Annotated in this window: 15 protein-coding genes; 9 read left to right on the top strand and 6 right to left on the bottom strand. The window is 62.8% G+C overall.

Annotated features, from left to right (window positions below):
- Nucleotides 1-8: 8 nt before the first annotated feature.
- Entirely contained in the window at nt 9-455 is a 447-nt protein-coding gene (locus tag Amn_RS25815) for a thermonuclease family protein (protein ID WP_286293690.1), read from the top strand.
- 251 nt (nt 456-706) lie between these two features.
- Nucleotides 707-2,071 (top strand): pilus assembly protein, encoded by a 1,365-nt coding sequence (locus Amn_RS25810; protein WP_286293687.1) that lies wholly within the window; start codon nt 707-709, stop codon nt 2,069-2,071.
- 282 nt (nt 2,072-2,353) lie between these two features.
- On the opposite strand, the gene Amn_RS25805 is transcribed toward Amn_RS25810, so the two are convergent.
- From Amn_RS25805 to acs, 4 genes are all read right to left on the bottom strand, one after another.
- A complete protein-coding gene (locus Amn_RS25805) occupies nt 2,354-2,749 on the bottom strand; it encodes a carboxymuconolactone decarboxylase family protein (protein ID WP_185910293.1) in 396 nt (131 codons plus the stop codon).
- The gene (locus Amn_RS25800; RefSeq protein ID WP_286298175.1) at nt 2,697-3,113 is read right to left on the bottom strand and encodes a MerR family transcriptional regulator; all 417 of its coding nucleotides are present in this window, start codon (nt 3,111-3,113) and stop codon (nt 2,697-2,699) included. Before Amn_RS25800 ends, Amn_RS25805 begins: the two co-directional genes overlap by 53 nt.
- 103 nt (nt 3,114-3,216) lie before the next feature.
- A complete protein-coding gene (locus tag Amn_RS25795) occupies nt 3,217-4,041 on the bottom strand; it encodes a creatininase family protein (RefSeq protein WP_182576180.1) in 825 nt (274 codons plus the stop codon).
- Nucleotides 4,042-4,193: 152 nt separating this feature from the next.
- The gene (acs, locus tag Amn_RS25790) at nt 4,194-6,149 is read right to left on the bottom strand and encodes an acetate--CoA ligase (protein WP_286293683.1); all 1,956 of its coding nucleotides are present in this window, start codon (nt 6,147-6,149) and stop codon (nt 4,194-4,196) included.
- 308 nt (nt 6,150-6,457) lie between these two features.
- On the opposite strand from acs, the gene Amn_RS25785 reads away from it, so the two are divergent.
- Both Amn_RS25785 and Amn_RS25780 read left to right on the top strand, forming a co-directional pair.
- On the top strand, nt 6,458-6,733 hold the full coding sequence (locus Amn_RS25785) for an usg protein (protein ID WP_067956529.1): 276 nt from the start codon (nt 6,458-6,460) through the stop codon (nt 6,731-6,733).
- A gap of 205 nt (nt 6,734-6,938) precedes the next feature.
- Nucleotides 6,939-8,039: a branched-chain amino acid ABC transporter substrate-binding protein gene (locus Amn_RS25780; protein ID WP_376769285.1), complete on the top strand. Its 1,101-nt coding sequence runs from the start codon at nt 6,939-6,941 to the stop codon at nt 8,037-8,039.
- A 75-nt stretch (nt 8,040-8,114) separates the two neighbouring features.
- On the opposite strand, the gene Amn_RS25775 is transcribed toward Amn_RS25780, so the two are convergent.
- Nucleotides 8,115-8,777, bottom strand: coding sequence for a YggS family pyridoxal phosphate-dependent enzyme (locus tag Amn_RS25775; RefSeq protein WP_067956533.1), 663 nt, complete (start codon nt 8,775-8,777; stop codon nt 8,115-8,117).
- Between the two features lie 143 nt (nt 8,778-8,920).
- Here Amn_RS25775 and leuS point away from each other — a divergent pair, with 143 nt between their 5' ends.
- Genes leuS through Amn_RS25760 form a run of 3 tightly spaced genes read left to right on the top strand, consistent with a single transcriptional unit; the run spans nt 8,921 to nt 13,256 of the window.
- Entirely contained in the window at nt 8,921-11,551 is a 2,631-nt protein-coding gene (gene leuS / locus Amn_RS25770; protein ID WP_286293678.1) for a leucine--tRNA ligase, read from the top strand.
- A complete protein-coding gene (lptE, locus tag Amn_RS25765; RefSeq protein WP_067956537.1) occupies nt 11,538-12,101 on the top strand; it encodes an LPS assembly lipoprotein LptE in 564 nt (187 codons plus the stop codon). Before leuS ends, lptE begins: the two co-directional genes overlap by 14 nt.
- A 24-nt stretch (nt 12,102-12,125) precedes the next feature.
- Nucleotides 12,126-13,256 carry an AAA family ATPase gene (locus Amn_RS25760; RefSeq protein WP_286293675.1) on the top strand — a complete coding sequence of 377 codons (1,131 nt, stop codon included), beginning with the start codon at nt 12,126-12,128 and terminating at the stop codon, nt 13,254-13,256.
- Between the two features lie 7 nt (nt 13,257-13,263).
- On the opposite strand, the gene Amn_RS25755 is transcribed toward Amn_RS25760, so the two are convergent.
- A complete protein-coding gene (locus Amn_RS25755) occupies nt 13,264-14,154 on the bottom strand; it encodes a DMT family transporter (protein WP_286293673.1) in 891 nt (296 codons plus the stop codon).
- 133 nt (nt 14,155-14,287) lie between these two features.
- Between Amn_RS25755 and Amn_RS25750 the strand changes: the two genes are divergently transcribed.
- Both Amn_RS25750 and Amn_RS25745 read left to right on the top strand, forming a co-directional pair.
- Nucleotides 14,288-14,725, top strand: a complete 438-nt coding sequence (locus tag Amn_RS25750; protein ID WP_067956542.1) for an Lrp/AsnC family transcriptional regulator — start codon at nt 14,288-14,290, stop codon at nt 14,723-14,725.
- Between the two features lie 92 nt (nt 14,726-14,817).
- Nucleotides 14,818-16,189, top strand: a protein-coding gene (locus tag Amn_RS25745) for an IS1182 family transposase (protein WP_286293670.1) whose coding sequence is annotated in 2 segments (ribosomal slippage) — nt 14,818-15,408 and nt 15,410-16,189 — 1,371 coding nt in all. Because the reading frame shifts where the segments join, the coding sequence is not laid out codon by codon here.
- Nucleotides 16,190-16,335: the final 146 nt, after the last annotated feature.

The raw sequence follows: 16,335 nt of genomic DNA, 5'->3' as shown, positions 1-16,335 counted from the left end.
TACCTTGAATGGATTCGAATCCGCTCAAGGTTATTTCGGTGCTGGTTTGTGTCGGCCTTGCCTATCCCGTAGAAGCCAAACGGCGGGACAATTTCGCCGGGCCGGTCAGCGCGCGCGTCGTCGAGGTGATTGACGGCGACACGCTCCTGGCCGAGGCCGAGATCTGGCCCGGGCAGACGCTGCGGGTGAACATCCGCATTCGTGGCATCGACGCACCGGAGATGAAAAGCCGGTGCGTGGATGAACGAACCGCGGCACTGGCGGCACGAGCAGCCCTTGCCCGGCTTGTCGCTGAGGGTCCGATAAGTCTCTCCAATATCGGTGGCGCCAAATATTACGGCCGTGTGCTTGCCGACGTCAGCACCGGAGACGGTGAGGGGGTCGCCAAGGCAATGCTCGAAGACGGGCTGGTGCGCGCTTATGGCGGCGGCAAGCGGGACAGCTGGTGTAGGTGACCCGATCTGGCACAGGCTCTGTGTGCCGAAGTGAGGCGGCGCCAGCGGTGCTGCCGTCACCATGGTGAATGAGCGGTAAACAAGCCCGCCGGTTTGCAAGCGGGTTAACCCCACATTCACCATGTGGATCACTGATCTCAATGAAAATCAATGACTTGATGCGGTGATGCCGCCGTGCCCGGCTGAATGGGCGGCTGCGGCCGATTTCCTGCTTTGCCCTTGCCAGAGGCACACAGGCGGCGGGGCAGGACATGCGGAAATTTCAGGCACTGGCACGGGCGGCAAGGCGTTTCACCGGAGACAGCAGCGGCAACTTTGCCATTCTTGGCGGCGTCACCATTTCCATTCTCGCCATGGCAGCCGGCTACGGCATCAACACCGCGCAGTTGTTCAACGTGAAGTCGGGTCTGTCGCAGGCGGTTGATGCCGCGGTGACGTCGACCGCCCGCGATCTGACGACCGGCAAGATCAAGCTCGAGGATGCGGACGCCACAGTCCGGGCCTTTCTCGAGGCCAATGCTGGCCGTCTGCTGGCGCCGGGCGAAAAGGTCGTGTTGAACAAGGTGACAGTCGACAAGCTCGCCGGCACGGTGGAGGCGTCGGCCTACATCGACGTCAATGTGTTCTTCCCGTTGTTCGGCACGTCCAACCGTCAGGGTGTCGCGGCGTCGACGGCGTCACTCTATTCCGACAAGCGCATCGAAGTGGCGATGATGCTCGATGTCACCAAGTCGATGGACGGTCAGAAGATCAAGGATCTGAAGACGGCGGCAAAGAATGCGGTCGACAGCTTCCTGAAGGGGGAGAAGACGCCGTCAGGCGACCCGCGCGTGCGCATGTCGCTGGTCCCCTACGCAAACTCCGTCAACACAGGCGATCTGGCGTCAAGCTCTGTCTTCGTGGAGCGTAGTAAGGCGGACCGCAAACAAGCGCCTGCCAATACCGACGCGAAGGCGGTTTCGAGCTCGACGCGTCCCGACAACTGCGCCACCGAGCGCAAGGGGTTTTACCAGTACACCGATGCGGGGCCTGACTTGGCGATGGTCAATCGCGATTTTCTGATCGACGCCTATTCCGAAAACTACGACACCCCCGCCTGCCCTGGCGCGAAGGTGGTGCCGCTCACCGATGACGGCAAGAAGCTCAAGACCGAGATCGAGGCTTTCGTTGCCAATGGCGGCACCGCCGGGCATATCGGCATTCAGTGGGCCTGGTACACCTTGTCCGAGAACTGGGCCGGTGTCTTTCAGAAGTCGGAGCGGCCGGAGAAGGCCGATCCCGAGAAGGTCGCAAAGTTCGCCATCCTGATGACCGACGGCGAATTCAACCTGTCGTACGCGGATGCCTCCAAATGGCAGGATGCCTACAATGCGAGTGGCAAGACCGCCACCCGCACCGCAGCCAAGACGCTATGCGAAGAGATGCGCAAGAAGGGCATCGAGATTTTCACCATCGGCTTCAAGCTCGACACCGCGGCTGCGAAGAAGACCATGAAAGACTGTGCTTCGCCAGACGGTGTGGTGAAGCGTTATTTCGAGACCTCGAACGGCAAGGAACTCGATACCGCTTTTCAGACAATCGCTCAGAACATCGAGCGGCTGGTGCTGACCAAATAGCAGGACGGTATGCGCCGAAAGGAAAAAGGCCGCCCTTCTTGCGAAGAGGCGGCCTTTCCGTTTTTCCGTCCATGGCGCGGCTCAGGCTGTTACCAGCCGCGCATCTCGCGCCTTAACGGGAAGACTGCTTCCCGAAAGGGCAATCCGCTGAGGCCACGTTCTGGAAAACGAAATCACTCGACATCGGATCACCTCCTTTCAGTTCGTTGAACACTTGAAGAAGGTGGGGTCTTTCCATCGATTTGGCAAGTGCGACCATGGCACTAGACCATTGGTACGACATCATGCTGCGAGACTGTGCTTTTCCTGGAACACCTCGCGTGCGGCGAACAGGCCGTTGAGGGCCGCCGGAAAGCCGGCATAGACCGCCATCTGCATGATGGTCTCGACGATCTCGTCGCGGCTCAAACCGACATTCAGTCCCGCCTGGATATGCACCTTGAGCTGCGGCGCAGCATTGCCGAGCGCGGTCAGGGCGGCGATCGTTGCGATCTCGCGCGACCTCAAGTCGAGGCCGGGGCGTGAATAGATGTCGCCGAACGGAAACTCGATGATGTAGCGGGCGAAATCGGGGGCAATGTCGGCGAGAGAATCGACGACCTTCCGGCCGCCTTCGCCGTCGATGTCAGAGAGTGCGCGCGTGCCGCGCTCGAAGCGGCTTTCGTTGTTGTTGTCCATTGGTCTCGATCCTTTGTTCTGCATCGGCGTAGCCCGATATCTTGGCGTCGAGAACGAGGAGGTTGGCCTGAAGATCGGCGACTTTGGCCAGGACCTTGTCGCGGTGCCTTTCCAGCAGGAGGCGACGCTCGGCTTCGCTAGCCTCACCCTGCTGGCGAAGCCGGGCATAACGCAGCATCTCGCGGATCGGCATGCCGGTGGACTTGAGCCGGCCGAGGAACTCGATCCAGGTGAGGATCGAGGCGTCATAGTCGCGTTGCCCCGAGGCGTCCTTGTCGGCCACGGGCAACAGCCCGATCTGCTCGTAGTAGCGGATCGTGTAAGCGGTCAAACCGCTGCGCCTGGCAAGCTCACCGATCTTCATCATCAACCTTGTCTCGTTACGACGCTCGCGATGCTAGGTGTTCGAGCGCACTCTAAGTCAAGGCCTGTCCTTCATGCCTGCCGGGCGCGGGCGCTTTGCCTGCTCAGTCGGCGCGTCCGGCGCGCGTGTCGAGCCCGCGACCCGGCCGCCAGACAGCGTCAGGCTTGGTCCACAGCACCGGGTCGACGATCAGCTTGGCGAGTTCGCGCGCCTGCAGATCAAGGAAGCGCTCGCCCTTCTCGGCCGTGCCCTTGGCCGGAACGCCCCATGTGCCGGTATTGGGCGCGCGCTCGGAGAACGAGTAGAAGCGATGGGCACCATGCGGCGCCTCGTTCTTGCCGGCCTCGTTGGTGAAGGCCAACTCGAATTTGTCCGGTTTCACCGTGTCGGGCGAGATCGCCAGCATCACTGACGCCTCGCCTTCGCAGGCATGCTTGGGACCGTTGTCGGTCTCGAACAATGCTGCCGTCTCCGCCGGCGCCAGCATCCAGGGCGTGGTGTAGACGATCGGCATGGCGAACTCGACCGCAAGCTCGCGTGTCGACATCGCCAGCGGGTCGATGTTGCCGCCATGGCCGTTGACGATCAGCAACCGGGTAAAGCCGATAGCCTTCAGCGACCGGACGATCGATTTCAGCACATGGAAATAGGCGGTGTAGTCGAGGCTGATCGTGCCGCCGAACGGCAGATGGTGTTCGCTCATGCCAAGCCAGAGGCCGGGCAGCACGGCGAGAGGCACCTCATCGGCGACTAGGCGCGCGCCGCGCCGGGCGGCGGCCTCGGCGCTGGCCGTGTCGGTAATGACAGGCAGATGCGGGCCATGCTGCTCCAGTGAGCCGACCGGCAGGATCGCCATGGCGTTGCCGCGCGCGGCGATCTCGCGCAGGTCCGGCGCGGTCATGCGCGCCCACTCAACTTCTCGTGCCATCTGGCAGCTCCTCTCAGGAATTTTCGTATAGGAAAATTCTTTTTCTGATGCGAGGAGTTGTCAATAGGTGACTGCGAGCAGTCATTGGACCAGCGGTCCGTGCATCGCCGAAGCAAAACCCCCGCATCGGTGATGCGGGGGTTGGAGGTTCATCAGGCCCGCTTGTTCTGGCGGTTGGCGACGAGGTCGTCGACGACGGCCGGATCGGCCAGCGTCGAGGTGTCGCCGAGCGCGCCGAAATCGTCCTCGGCGATCTTGCGCAGGATGCGGCGCATGATCTTGCCCGAGCGGGTCTTGGGCAGGCCCGGCGCAAACTGGATCTTGTCGGGCGAAGCGATGGCGCCGATCTCCTTGCGGACATGGGCGACGAGCTCCTTGCGCAGGTCCTCGGTCGCCTCGATGCCCGACATCAGCGTGACATAGCTGTAGATGCCCTGGCCCTTGATGTCGTGCGGGTAACCGACGACGGCGGCTTCCGAAACCTTGTCGTGGCTGACCAGTGCCGACTCGACCTCTGCGGTGCCCATGCGGTGACCCGAGACGTTGATGACGTCGTCGACTCGGCCGGTGATCCAGTAGTAGCCGTCGGCGTCACGGCGGCAGCCGTCACCGGTGAAATACTTGCCCTTGTAGGTGGCGAAATAGGTCTGGATGAAGCGTTCGTGGTCGCCATAGACGGTGCGCATCTGACCCGGCCAGGAATCGGTGATGCAGAGATTGCCGTCGGCGGCACCCTCGAGCACATTGCCTTCGTTGTCGACGAGCTCCGGCTTGACGCCGAAGAACGGCCGCGTCGCCGAGCCCGGCTTGAGGTCGGTTGCACCAGGCAGCGGCGTGATCAGGATGCCGCCGGTCTCGGTCTGCCACCAGGTGTCGACGATCGGCACCTTCTTGTCGCCGACGACGTTGTAATACCACTCCCAGGCTTCCGGATTGATCGGCTCGCCGACCGAACCCAGAACGCGCAGGCTCTTGCGCGAAGCCTTCTTCACATGCTCGTCGCCGGCGCCCATCAAAGCGCGGATGGCGGTGGGGGCGGTGTAGAAGATGTTGACCTTGTGCTTGTCGACGACGTCCCAGAAGCGTGAGGCGCTGGGGTAATTGGGCACACCCTCGAACATCAGCGTGGTGGCGCCGTTGGCGAGCGGGCCATAGACGATGTAGCTGTGGCCGGTGACCCAGCCGACATCGGCCGTGCACCAGTAGATATCGCCGTCATGGTAGTCGAAGACATATTGGTGGGTCATCGAGGCGTAGACGAGATAGCCGCCGGTGGTGTGCAGCACGCCCTTGGGCTTGCCGGTCGAACCCGAGGTGTAGAGGATGAACAACGGATCCTCGGCCTTCATCTTCTCGGGCTTGCATTCGGCTTTCACCGAGCGGACCTCGTCGTGGTGCCAGTGGTCGCGGCCGGGCGCCCAGCCGACCTTGCCGCCGGTGCGGCGCACCACCAGCACGTCCTTGACCATGACATGGTGCTTGGCGGCAATGTCGATTGCCTTGTCGGTGTTTTCCTTGAGCGGGATCGCCTTGCCGCCACGCAGGCCCTCATCAGCGGTGATGACGAAGGTCGATTCGCAGTCGACGATGCGTCCGGCCAGCGCATCGGGCGAGAAGCCGCCGAAGACGATCGAATGGATGGCGCCGATGCGGGTGCAGGCCAGCATCGCATAGGCAGCCTCGGGGATCATCGGCATGTAGATGGTGACGCGGTCGCCCTTCTTGACGCCGTGCTTCTTCATCACGTTGGCGAGGCGGCAGACATGCTCGTAGAGCTCGTTGTAGGTGATCTTCTTGTCGTCGTAAGGGTTGTCGCCTTCCCAGATGATGGCGGTCTGGTTGCCGCGCTTCTTCAGGTGGCGGTCGATGCAATTGTAGGAGACGTTGGTCAGGCCGTCCTCGAACCACTTGATCGACACCTTGCCGTCGAAGGAGGTGTTCTTGACCTTGGTGTAGGGCTTGAACCAGTCGATGCGCTTGCCGTGCTTGCCCCAGAACTTGTCGGGGTTCTTGACGCTCTCGCCATACCATTTCAGGTAGGTATCGTTGTCGATCAGCGCATTCTTCTTCCACGCCGGCTGAACGCGGTGGACACGGACTTCGGACATTTCTCTCCCTTCCTCCCGGAAACGATCCGACGGCTCCTTGCGGCCGGCGGACGGCGGCGTTGGAGCCGCGTTGGCGCGCATTATTAGCAATTCGCGCCGCCTCACAATATTAGACCTTGGATTTGGCTGTGGTCTTTCCGTAGCGGCAAATCGCCGCCGCTATATAGCTATCAGCAATGGCTGAGGTCGAGTGCTAAAGTGCTGATTTCTTGGAACTATCATATGCGCATTCCGTTGTTTTAGCAGACGGTTAACCATCGCGGCGCAGACTTTGGCCGTGGAGGAGCTGTTCGATACGGAAGGCCAGCATGCGCGACGCTTCTGAACTGGAACTGATGCTCAAGGGCTACGGCCTGACCACGGCCGAAATCCTCTATCACCTGCCCGACCACCCACATGTGCTGCAGACATTCATCTGGCAGGACTACGACCTGGCGCCGAAATTTCCCGTCCTGTTCGGCTTCATCGAGTTCTGGCGGACAAAGCTCGAAGGCCCGCTGCACTCGGTGCACTACACCCACCGCAAGCTGATCGCGCCCAACGAATGGCGCAAGGTCGACGGCGAGTTCGTGCTGCTGCACTGAGCCTTCCCGTCGGTTCGCCTATCTCATTGATCGACAGCGATTTTTCACGCGATGACGGTCGCCTGCGCAAGGTTCTGGCACAAATCAATTGCGGCTTTTGCGGCGCTGGGCCGATTGCAGGACGCTCCCCGGGCCGCTATCCCGCCCTCCAGAGTTCCCGTCGAATCCTTGAGATCGGCGGGTATAAGGGAGAACTACGATGAACATGAAGATCCTTGCGGGCGTCTCGCTCGCCGCGCTGATGGCCTTCGGCTCCGCCGCGCATGCCGACATCACCATCGGCCTCGTCGCCCCGCTGACCGGTCCGGTCGCCGCCTATGGCGACCAGGTCAAGAACGGCGCCCAGGCCGCCGTCGATGTCATCAATGAAAAGGGTGGCATCCTCGGCGAGAAGATCGTGCTGAAGCTCGCCGACGATGCCGGCGATCCAAAGCAGGGCGTCTCGGCTGCCAACCTGCTGGTTGGCGAAGGCGTGAAATATGTCGTTGGCCCGGTGACTTCGGGCGTTGCGATCCCGGCTTCGGACGTCTTTGCCGAAAACGGCATCCTGATGGTGACGCCGACGGCAACCGCGCCGGACCTGACCGCACGCGGCCTGACCAACGTGCTGCGCACCTGCGGCCGTGACGACCAGCAGGCCGAAGTTGCCGCTGCCTACGTGCTCAAGAACATGAAGGACAAGCGCGTCGCCGTGATCGACGACAAGGGCACCTACGGCAAGGGCCTGGCCGAAGCCTTCAAGAAGGCGATCAATGCCGGCGGTCTGACCGAAGTGCAGCAGAACTCGCTCAACCCGGGCGAAAAGGACCTTTCGGCACTGATCACCCGTCTCAAGGCCGACAATGCCGAAGTCATCTACTTCGGCGGCTATCACCCCGAAGGTGGCCTTCTGGCGCGCCAGCTGAAGGACGGTGGCGTCAACGCCGTCATCATCGGCGGCGAAGGCCTGTCGAACACCGAGTTCTGGGCGATCGGCAACGAAGCCGCTGCCGGCACGCTGTTCACCAATGCGACCGACGCACTGAAGAACCCGGCCTCGGCCGAGGCGGTCAAGGTTCTGACCGACAAGGGCATTCCCGCCGAGGCGTTCACCCTCAACGCCTATGCTGCCGTCGAGGTGCTGAAGGCCGGCATCGAAAAGGCCGGCAAGGCCGACGACGCCGCAGCTGTTGCCGCCGCGCTCAAGTCGGGCGAGCCGATCTCCACCGCCATCGGCAACCTGACTTATGGCGAAACCGGCGACCTGACTTCGCCGAGCTTCTCGCTGTTCAAGTGGGAAGGCGGCAAGATCGTCGCCGCGGAGTAACTTCCGGGCTAGGTAGAAACGAAAAGGCCGGGATGCAGCAGATCCCGGCCTTTTGTGTTCGTGGCTGCTGGCATCTCAGCGGGTGCCGAAGATCGCCGAGCCGACCCGCACGCTGGTGGCGCCGAATGCAATCGCAAGTTCGTAGTCGCCCGACATGCCCATCGAAAGCTTCGCGACATCGGCTTCGCGCGCCAGTTTTTCCAGCAGGGCAAAATGCGGGCCGGGGTTTTCGTCAGCCGGCGGGATGCACATCAGGCCTTCGATGGCGAGGTTGTGGACCTCGCGGCAGCGCTTGACGAAGGCGACCGCTTCGCGTGGCTCGATGCCGGCCTTTTGCGGTTCGGAGCCGGTGTTGACCTGGACGTAGAGGTTCGGCGACCGGCCCTGCTTCTCGATTTCCCGGGCGAGCTCGGCGGCAATCTTCTCGCGGTCGACAGTCTCGATGACGTCGAACAGGGCGACCGCCTCCTTGGCCTTGTTGGATTGCAGCGGGCCGATCAGATGAAGCTCGATGTCGGAAATCTCCGCCTTCAGCTGCGGCCACTTGCCTTGCGCTTCCTGGACGCGGTTTTCGCCGAAGACGCGCTGTCCGGCCTCGATGACGGGGCGGATGTGCTCGGCATCGAAGGTCTTGGAGACCGCCACCAGCACTGTCGAGCCCTCTGGCCTGTTGGCCTCGCGCTCGGCCGCACCTATCTTATGCTTCACCAGAGTGAGCTGTTCGACCGACTTTTCCATGCCGCTGGCCCTGCTGCTTTTTGCCCGCCTCCAGCCTGCCGGAGTTGACGGGTCCGGGAATCCATGATGAACACCCGGCAACGATTTCCTGAACCGCGGGTTTTCGCCCCGGTCCATGCACGCTTTTAAGTGAAAAACATCCGATGGCAACCGAACGATACAATCCGCGCGCGTCCGAACCCAAATGGCAGAAGGCCTGGGGCGAGGCAAAGCTCTTCGAGACCGACAACGACGATCCCCGGCCGAAATACTACGTGCTGGAAATGTTCCCCTATCCGTCGGGGCGCATCCATGTCGGCCACGTCCGCAACTACGCGATGGGCGACGTCGTCGCGCGCTTCCGCCGCGCCATGGGCTACAACGTGCTCCATCCGATGGGCTGGGATGCCTTCGGCATGCCAGCGGAAAACGCTGCGATGAAGAACAAGGTCCATCCCAAGGACTGGACCTACCAGAACATCGCGACGATGCGCACGCAGCTGAAGTCGATGGGCCTGTCGCTCGACTGGAGCCGTGAGTTCGCCACCTGCGACGTCGACTATTACCACCGCCAGCAGATGCTGTTCATCGACTTCGTCGAGAAGGGACTGGTCACCCGCAAGTCGTCCAAGGTCAACTGGGATCCCGAGGACATGACCGTGCTCGCCAACGAGCAGGTCATCGACGGACGCGGCTGGCGTTCCGGCGCACTGGTCGAACAGCGTGAACTGACGCAGTGGTTCTTCAAGATCACCGATTTTGCACAGGACCTGTCGGACGCGCTCGACGGCCTCGACGAGTGGCCCGAGAAGGTCAAGCTGATGCAGCGCAACTGGATCGGCCGTTCGGAGGGCCTGCTGATCCGCTGGCCGCTGGCCGCCGGTACCGCACCTGCGGGTGAGAACGAGCTGGAAGTCTACACGACGCGTCCGGACACGATCTTCGGCGCCTCCTTCATGGCGATCTCGGCCGACCATCCGCTGGCCAGGAAGGCCGCCGAGAGCAAGCCTGAGCTCGCCGCCTTCATGGACGACGTCCGCCGCATGGGTACGTCGGTTGCAGCGCTTGAAACGGCCGAGAAGAAGGGCATGGACACCGGCATCCGCGTCGTCCATCCGTTCGACCCGAGCTGGACGCTGCCGGTCTATGTCGCCAATTTCGTGCTGATGGACTACGGCACGGGCGCCATCTTCGGCTGCCCTTCGGGCGACCAGCGCGACCTCGATTTCGCCAACAAGTATGGCCTGCCGGTGGTTCCTGTCGTGATGCCGGAGGGCGGCGATGCCGCGACCTTCCAGATCACCGAGGAGGCCTATACCGACGATGGCGTGATGATCAATTCGCGCTTCCTCGACGGCATGAAGCCGGAGGCGGCGTTCAACGACGTTGCCACCCGTCTCGAGCAGATCTCGATCGGCAATCGCCCGATGGGCGAGCGCAAGGTGCTGTTCCGCCTGCGCGACTGGGGCATTTCGCGCCAGCGCTACTGGGGCTGCCCGATCCCGATGATCCACTGCGAGGATTGCGGTGTCGTGCCGGTGCCGAAGGCCGATCTGCCTGTCAGGCTGCCCGACGACGTCGAGTTCGACCGTCCGGGCAATCCGCTCGACCGTCACCCGACCTGGCGCCACGTCAACTGCCCGCAATGCGGCAAGGCGGCACGCCGCGAGACCGACACGATGGACACGTTTGTCGATTCGTCATGGTATTTCGCGCGCTTCACCGCACCTTGGGAAAACGAACCGACCGATCCGAAGGCCGCCAATGAGTGGCTGCCGGTCGATCAGTATATCGGCGGCATCGAGCATGCGATCCTGCACTTGCTCTATTCGCGCTTCTTCACCCGCGCGATGAGCAAGGCCGGCCACCTCGACCTGTCCGAACCCTTCAAGGGCCTGTTTACGCAAGGCATGGTCGTGCATGAGACCTACCGTCTCGGCAGCGGCCCGAACGGCGAGTGGGTTTCGCCGAGCGACGTCAGGATCGAGGAGACCGACGGCAAGCGGCGGGCGACGCTGATTGCGACCGGCGAGCCGGTGGAGATCGGCTCGATCGAGAAGATGTCGAAGTCGAAGAAGAACGTTGTCGACCCCGACGACATCATCGCGAGCTATGGCGCCGACACTGCGCGCTGGTTCGTGCTCAGCGATTCGCCGCCCGAACGTGACGTGGTGTGGACCGAGGCCGGCGTCGAGGGCGCGCATCGTTTCGTGCAACGCGTCTGGCGCCTGGTGTCCGAATCGGCGGAGGCGTTGGCCCAAGCGGAAGCCAGGGCAGCCGGCGAAGGCGATGCGGCGGCCGTCTCGAAGGCGGCGCACAAGGCGCTGAAGTCGGTCGGCGAGGACATCGGCAAGCTCGCCTTCAACAAGGCCGTTGCGCGCATCTACGAGCTGACCAACACGCTGCAGGGGCCGCTTGCCGACGCTGCCGCCGGCAAGGCTTCGGCCGAGATGGTCTCGGCGCTGCGCGAGGCTGTCGACATCCTGATCGTGATGATCGCGCCGATGATGCCGCATCTGGCCGAAGAGTGTTGGGCAGCGCTGCAGGGCGATGGCCTGGTTGCCGATCGTCCGTGGCCAAAGTTCGATGCAGCACTCGTCGTCGACAACGAAATCACTTATCCGGTCCAGATCAACGGCAAGAAAAGAGCTGATTTGACAATCGCCCGCGACGCAGATCAATTGACCGTCGAGAAAGCGGCGCTGGCACTGGAAGCAGTGCAGAAGGCGCTGGATGGGAAGTCGCCGCGCAAGGTGATTGTTGTGCCGCAGAGGATCGTCAATGTCGTTGCCTGAGGCGCGGAATTCTGCCCGTTCGCTGCGTGTTGCTGCGCGTCTGGCTTTGCTTGCCACGCTTGCACTGGCATCTGCCTGCACCGTGCGCCCGCTTTATTCGGACGGTCCGGCACAGGCGGGTGCCGAGGCCGGCACGGCGACACAACTGGCCTCGATCAACATCAAGCCGGTCAACACCCGCTATGGCCAGGAAGTCCGCAACCATCTGATCTTCATGTTCAATGGCGGTGCCGGCCAGCAAGCAGCGGCGCCATACACGATGGATCTGGCGGTCACAGCGTTGAGCGAATCGGCGCTGCTCGCCGCCGTGACCACCAAGGACGACGAGCCCACCACCGGCACGATGACCCTGACCGGCACCTATATCATCACCGACATCAAGACCGGCAAGCGCATCGCTTCGGGCAAGCGCAACGTCTCGGCGTCGTTCGACCGGCCGCGCCAGGAGTTCGCCACGCTGCGGGCGCAGCGTGATGCCGAAAACCGTGCGGCGCGCGAACTGGCCGAACTGCTCAGGCTGGCCATCGCCCAGGACATGTCCAAGGGCTGACGCCCTCTTCAAAGGGATGGGTCGATGCGGCTGACATCCTTTTCGGCCGCAGGCTATCGATCGCTGCGATCGATCCGGCTCGACATCGGCCAAGTCTCGATTTTCGTCGGCGAGAACGGTGTCGGCAAGTCCAATCTCTATCGGGCGCTGCAGCTCATCAAGGCGTCCGCCGAGGGAACGCTGGCGCGCGAGATCGCCGGCGAGGGCGGCATGAACTCAGCCCTGTGGTCGGGCACTCGCCGCATCGGGCAGCCGGCCCGCGTGATCATCGACGCTCAATTCGTCGATGACGAGACGGCCGTGTGCTATGCCTACAAGGTCGAGATCGGTCTGCCGCCGCCGCTGTCGGCGGGTTTCGCCTTTGAACCGCACGTCAAGGAAGAGAGCCTGACCATCGAGGCAGGACGTCGACCGGTCGAGATGATGTCGCGCAAGGGGCAGGCCATTTTTGCCCGCGACGGAGACGGTCGCCGGTTCGAGCACCCCGAACGTGTCCTGAACTCAGAAACCGCGCTGGCTCTGCTCGGCGGCGCTGGCCGCTATCCCGAGGTTGGCGACATGCGCGCCGCCGTTGCCGGCTGGCGATTCTATCACGGCTTCCGAACGGACGCAGATTCGCCGGTGCGGCGGGCAGCACTTGCAACGACGTCGCCCATGCTCGACGAGGACGGCGCCAATCTGGCGGCCGTCTTTGCAACGCTGAGGCATATCCGCGAGGACACCGTCGATCTCGACCGCTGTATCGCCGATGCGCTTGGCGGTGCAAAACTCGACGTGCCCGTGCCGGGAGAAACCGCGACATTCGGGCTGGTGTTGCCCGAATTCCCGCAGCGTGTGTTCAGGCCGCAGGAACTGTCGGACGGCCAGACCCGCTTCCTGGCGCTGGCGGGTGCGCTTTTGTCCTACAGACTACCGAAACTCATTGCGCTCAACGAGCCCGAGTCGAGCCTGCATCCGCGCATGATGCCGGCACTCGCCGACATGGTCGCGCGGGCCGCCGAGCGCACGCAGGTGTGGGTGGTGACACATTCGCGCGAGCTTGCCGACCTGATCCGAGACCGCACCGGGTCGCGGGCGCTGACGGTGGTGCGCAATGAAGGTGCGACGACGATCGAAGGCATGCGCGCGACAGGGCAGATGCCCGACGACGATTGATGCCGGCTCAGGCACGCGCAACGCGCCGCTTCACCAACGTCCAGCCGAGCGTCATCCCGGCGGCGGCGATCAGGATCGCTGCGGCGCCGAGCAGCTGCAGCGGCTGCAGACGATGGCCAAAGGCCAGGAAGTCGGCCAGGATCGCAACGACTGGATAGATGAAGGACAGCGCCCCCACGAGGTTCGTCGGCAGTTTCTGGATCGCGCCGTAGAGCAGGATGTACATCACGCCGGTATGGACGACGCCGACCGCGACAAGCAGCGTCCAGGTCTTCGCGTCGACCGGAAGCGCGGCGAAGTTGGCGAACGGCGCGAGCATGAGGATACCGACGGTCACCTGGATCAGCGCGATCAGATGCGGCGGCACACCCTTGAGCTTCTTGGTGATGATCGCGGCGATGGCGTAGAAGAAGGCAGCACCCAGCGCCAACAGGATGCCGGAGAGATAGTCGGTGCCGACGGCGCCGGCGTCCGGCTTGGACTGGACGATCAAAAGCATGCCGCCAAAGGCGATGCCGAGCCAGCTCAGCTTGGTCAGCGTCAGCCGCTCGCCGAACAACGTTGCCCCGAGCGCCACCAGCATGAAGGGCTGGGTGTTGTAGATGGCGGTCGCGATCGAGATCGAGGCGCGCGGGAAGGCCGCGAACAGCAGGATCCAGTTGGAGACTATGGCGACACCGCCGGCCGCGGCCCAGGCAATCTGGCGGTGCGTCATCACCTCGGGCCGGAACAGGCCGAGTGCGGCGCAGACGATCAGCAGGGTGATGGCGCCGAAGGCGCAGCGCCAGAACACCACATCCATCACCGGCTGGCCGGACAGGACGACGAACAGCCCGATCGTTCCCGAAATCACCATGGCGGCGGTCATTTCGACGGTTCCGCGCATCTTGTCCGACATGTCCCTGCTCCCTTGTTAGGCTGGGCACATTCTGCGCGGTCGCAGGGCGGAAAAACATGGCATTGAAGAGACGCTTTCTCGGTTCTCCCTGATAATGTAAGGTTGATGAATGATTTTGCCTTTGAGGTGAAAAATGCTTGATGACATCGACCGGCGCATGGTCGAAACCCTGGTCGAGGACGCCAGGATTTCCCTGAAGGAACTGGCCCAGAGGGTCGGGCTGTCGTCCCCGAGCGCATCGGAACGGCTGAAGCGGCTGGAGGAGCGTGGCGTCATCCGCGGCTTTACTGTCGATGTCGACCCGGCGGCGCTTGGCTACACGCTGCAGGCCATCGTCCGCATCCGGCCGCTACCGGGCAAGCTGCATGTGGTGCAGGACCTGATCCAGCAGATCCCGCAATTCTCCGAATGCGACAAGGTGACTGGCGACGACTGCTTTGTCGGGCGGCTGCACATCCGCTCCATCGACGAGCTCGACACGATCCTTGACCGCATCGCCGACAAGGCGGAAACCAGCAGCTCGATCGTCAAGGCGCAGCCGGTCAAGCGCAGGCTGCCGCCGCTTCTCTGAGCAGCAGACACAAAAAAGCCGGCGCTGATGGCGCCGGCTCAGACTGCTGACAAACCCCTGGCGAGAGTTGGGGGGTTGTGATTCAGTGGGTGATGTTGAAGCGAGCCGGCCCTGAACAAACCGCACTTGAGATCGTCACGCTCGATCAACTGGTTCCAGTTGATCACCTTCTGCGCAAGATCGATGGTGTTATCGATTTCTCGTTCATCCACGATCTGACAGCGCCGCTTTACTGCGCCGACAATGGTCGCCCGCCACTTGATCCGACTTTGATGTTCAAGGCGCTGTTCATCGGCTACCTGTTCGGGGTGCGCTCGGAGCGGCAATTGGTGCGAGAGATCGAGGTCAATGTCGCCTACCGGTGGTTCCTGCGGCTGAAGCTGACGGACAAGGTGTTCGACGCCTCGACATTGTCGCAGAACCGACGCCGGCGTTACCAGGACGAGACGATCGCGCAGGCGATCTTCGACCGCATTGTCGAGCAGGCGATCGGGGCAGGCTTGGTCGACGGCACGGTGCTCTACACCGACAGCACGCACCTGAAGGCCAATGCCAACAAGGGCAAATACGACCTTGCCATGGTCGCCAAGTCGCGTGCCGACTACTGGGGCGAGCTCGACCGGGCGATCGATGCCGAACGGGCGCTGCACGGCCAGAAGGCGCTGAAGGAGCAGGAGCGGCAGCCCTGCGGTGAAAGAGACGAAGGTCTCGCGCACCGATCCTGAGGCTGGCTATATGGTGCGCGAGGGCAAGCCGAAGGGCTTCTTTTATCTCGATCACCGCACGGTGGATGGCGGCTTCGGCATCATCACCGACACGTTTGCCACGCCGGCCAACGTGCATGACTCGATCGTCTATCTCGACCGGCTCGACCGCCAGGTGGAGCGTTTCGGCTTCGATGTCACGGCGGCGGGGCTGGATGCCGGCTATGCCACGCCAGGCATCGCCAAGGGCCTGGAGGACAGGAACATCCACGGTGTCGTCGGCTATCGCAACCCGCCCCGGCCAAAGCCTGGCAAGATGAGGAAGGGCGCTTTCGTCCATGAGCCGGACCTTGACGGCTATCGTTGCCCGCAGGGCCAGTTGCTCACTTACGCCACCACCGATCGCGGCGGTTACCGCCACTACAGGAGCAACCCGACGATCTGCCGCAACTGTCCGCTGCTGGCGTCTTGCACATCAAACGCCAAGGCCGAGCGCACCATCACGCGCCATGTCTGGCAGGATGTCCGCGAGCGGGTCGATGCCAACCGCTTAACCGCATGGGGCAAGGCGATCTATCGACGCCGCAAGGAGACGGTCGAGCGATCCTTCGCCGATGCCAAGCAGCTCTTCGGCCATCGCTATGCCCGCTTCCGAGGGCGAACAAGCGTCGCCTGCCAGTGCCTGATCGCAGCCGCCGCCCAGAACATGAAAAAGATCGCAATCAGCCTCTGGCCAAAGCCAGAACCAAGCCTCGCATGAGGCCAAAGCCGGCTCGCAACGGCACTGGCATCTGCCCCCCGACATCAATCCAAAAAAGCTCAATCAACCCACAAAACAAAACCCCGCCGAAATTCGACGGGGTTCGTCAGCAGTCTGAGCCGGCGCTGATGGCGCCGGCTTTCGTC

Origin of the sequence: Aminobacter sp. Y103A, from assembly GCF_030294925.1 — a bacterium.
GTDB lineage: Bacteria > Pseudomonadota > Alphaproteobacteria > Rhizobiales > Rhizobiaceae > Aminobacter > Aminobacter ciceronei.
Note: the sequence above shows the minus strand (reverse complement) of the source record. Positions and strands in the feature narration are given on the sequence as shown.

Bases quoted from the DNA above. Each gene is read 5' to 3' on its own strand.
- Amn_RS25760 (WP_286293675.1), top strand. From the start codon at position 12,126: ATGCGGCTGACATCCTTTTCGGCCGCAGGCTATCGATCGCTGCGATCG.
- Amn_RS25780 (WP_376769285.1), top strand. From the start codon at position 6,939: ATGAAGATCCTTGCGGGCGTCTCGCTCGCCGCGCTGATGGCCTTCGGC.
- Amn_RS25800 (WP_286298175.1), bottom strand. From the start codon at position 3,113: ATGAAGATCGGTGAGCTTGCCAGGCGCAGCGGTTTGACCGCTTACACG.
- Amn_RS25785 (WP_067956529.1), top strand. From the start codon at position 6,458: ATGCGCGACGCTTCTGAACTGGAACTGATGCTCAAGGGCTACGGCCTG.
- Amn_RS25810 (WP_286293687.1), top strand. From the start codon at position 707: ATGCGGAAATTTCAGGCACTGGCACGGGCGGCAAGGCGTTTCACCGGA.
- acs (WP_286293683.1), bottom strand. From the start codon at position 6,149: ATGTCCGAAGTCCGTGTCCACCGCGTTCAGCCGGCGTGGAAGAAGAAT.
- leuS (WP_286293678.1), top strand. From the start codon at position 8,921: ATGGCAACCGAACGATACAATCCGCGCGCGTCCGAACCCAAATGGCAG.
- Amn_RS25775 (WP_067956533.1), bottom strand. From the start codon at position 8,777: ATGGAAAAGTCGGTCGAACAGCTCACTCTGGTGAAGCATAAGATAGGT.
- Amn_RS25750 (WP_067956542.1), top strand. From the start codon at position 14,288: ATGCTTGATGACATCGACCGGCGCATGGTCGAAACCCTGGTCGAGGAC.
- Amn_RS25815 (WP_286293690.1), top strand. From the start codon at position 9: ATGGATTCGAATCCGCTCAAGGTTATTTCGGTGCTGGTTTGTGTCGGC.
- lptE (WP_067956537.1), top strand. From the start codon at position 11,538: ATGTCGTTGCCTGAGGCGCGGAATTCTGCCCGTTCGCTGCGTGTTGCT.
- Amn_RS25805 (WP_185910293.1), bottom strand. From the start codon at position 2,749: ATGGACAACAACAACGAAAGCCGCTTCGAGCGCGGCACGCGCGCACTC.
- Amn_RS25795 (WP_182576180.1), bottom strand. From the start codon at position 4,041: ATGGCACGAGAAGTTGAGTGGGCGCGCATGACCGCGCCGGACCTGCGC.
- Amn_RS25755 (WP_286293673.1), bottom strand. From the start codon at position 14,154: ATGTCGGACAAGATGCGCGGAACCGTCGAAATGACCGCCGCCATGGTG.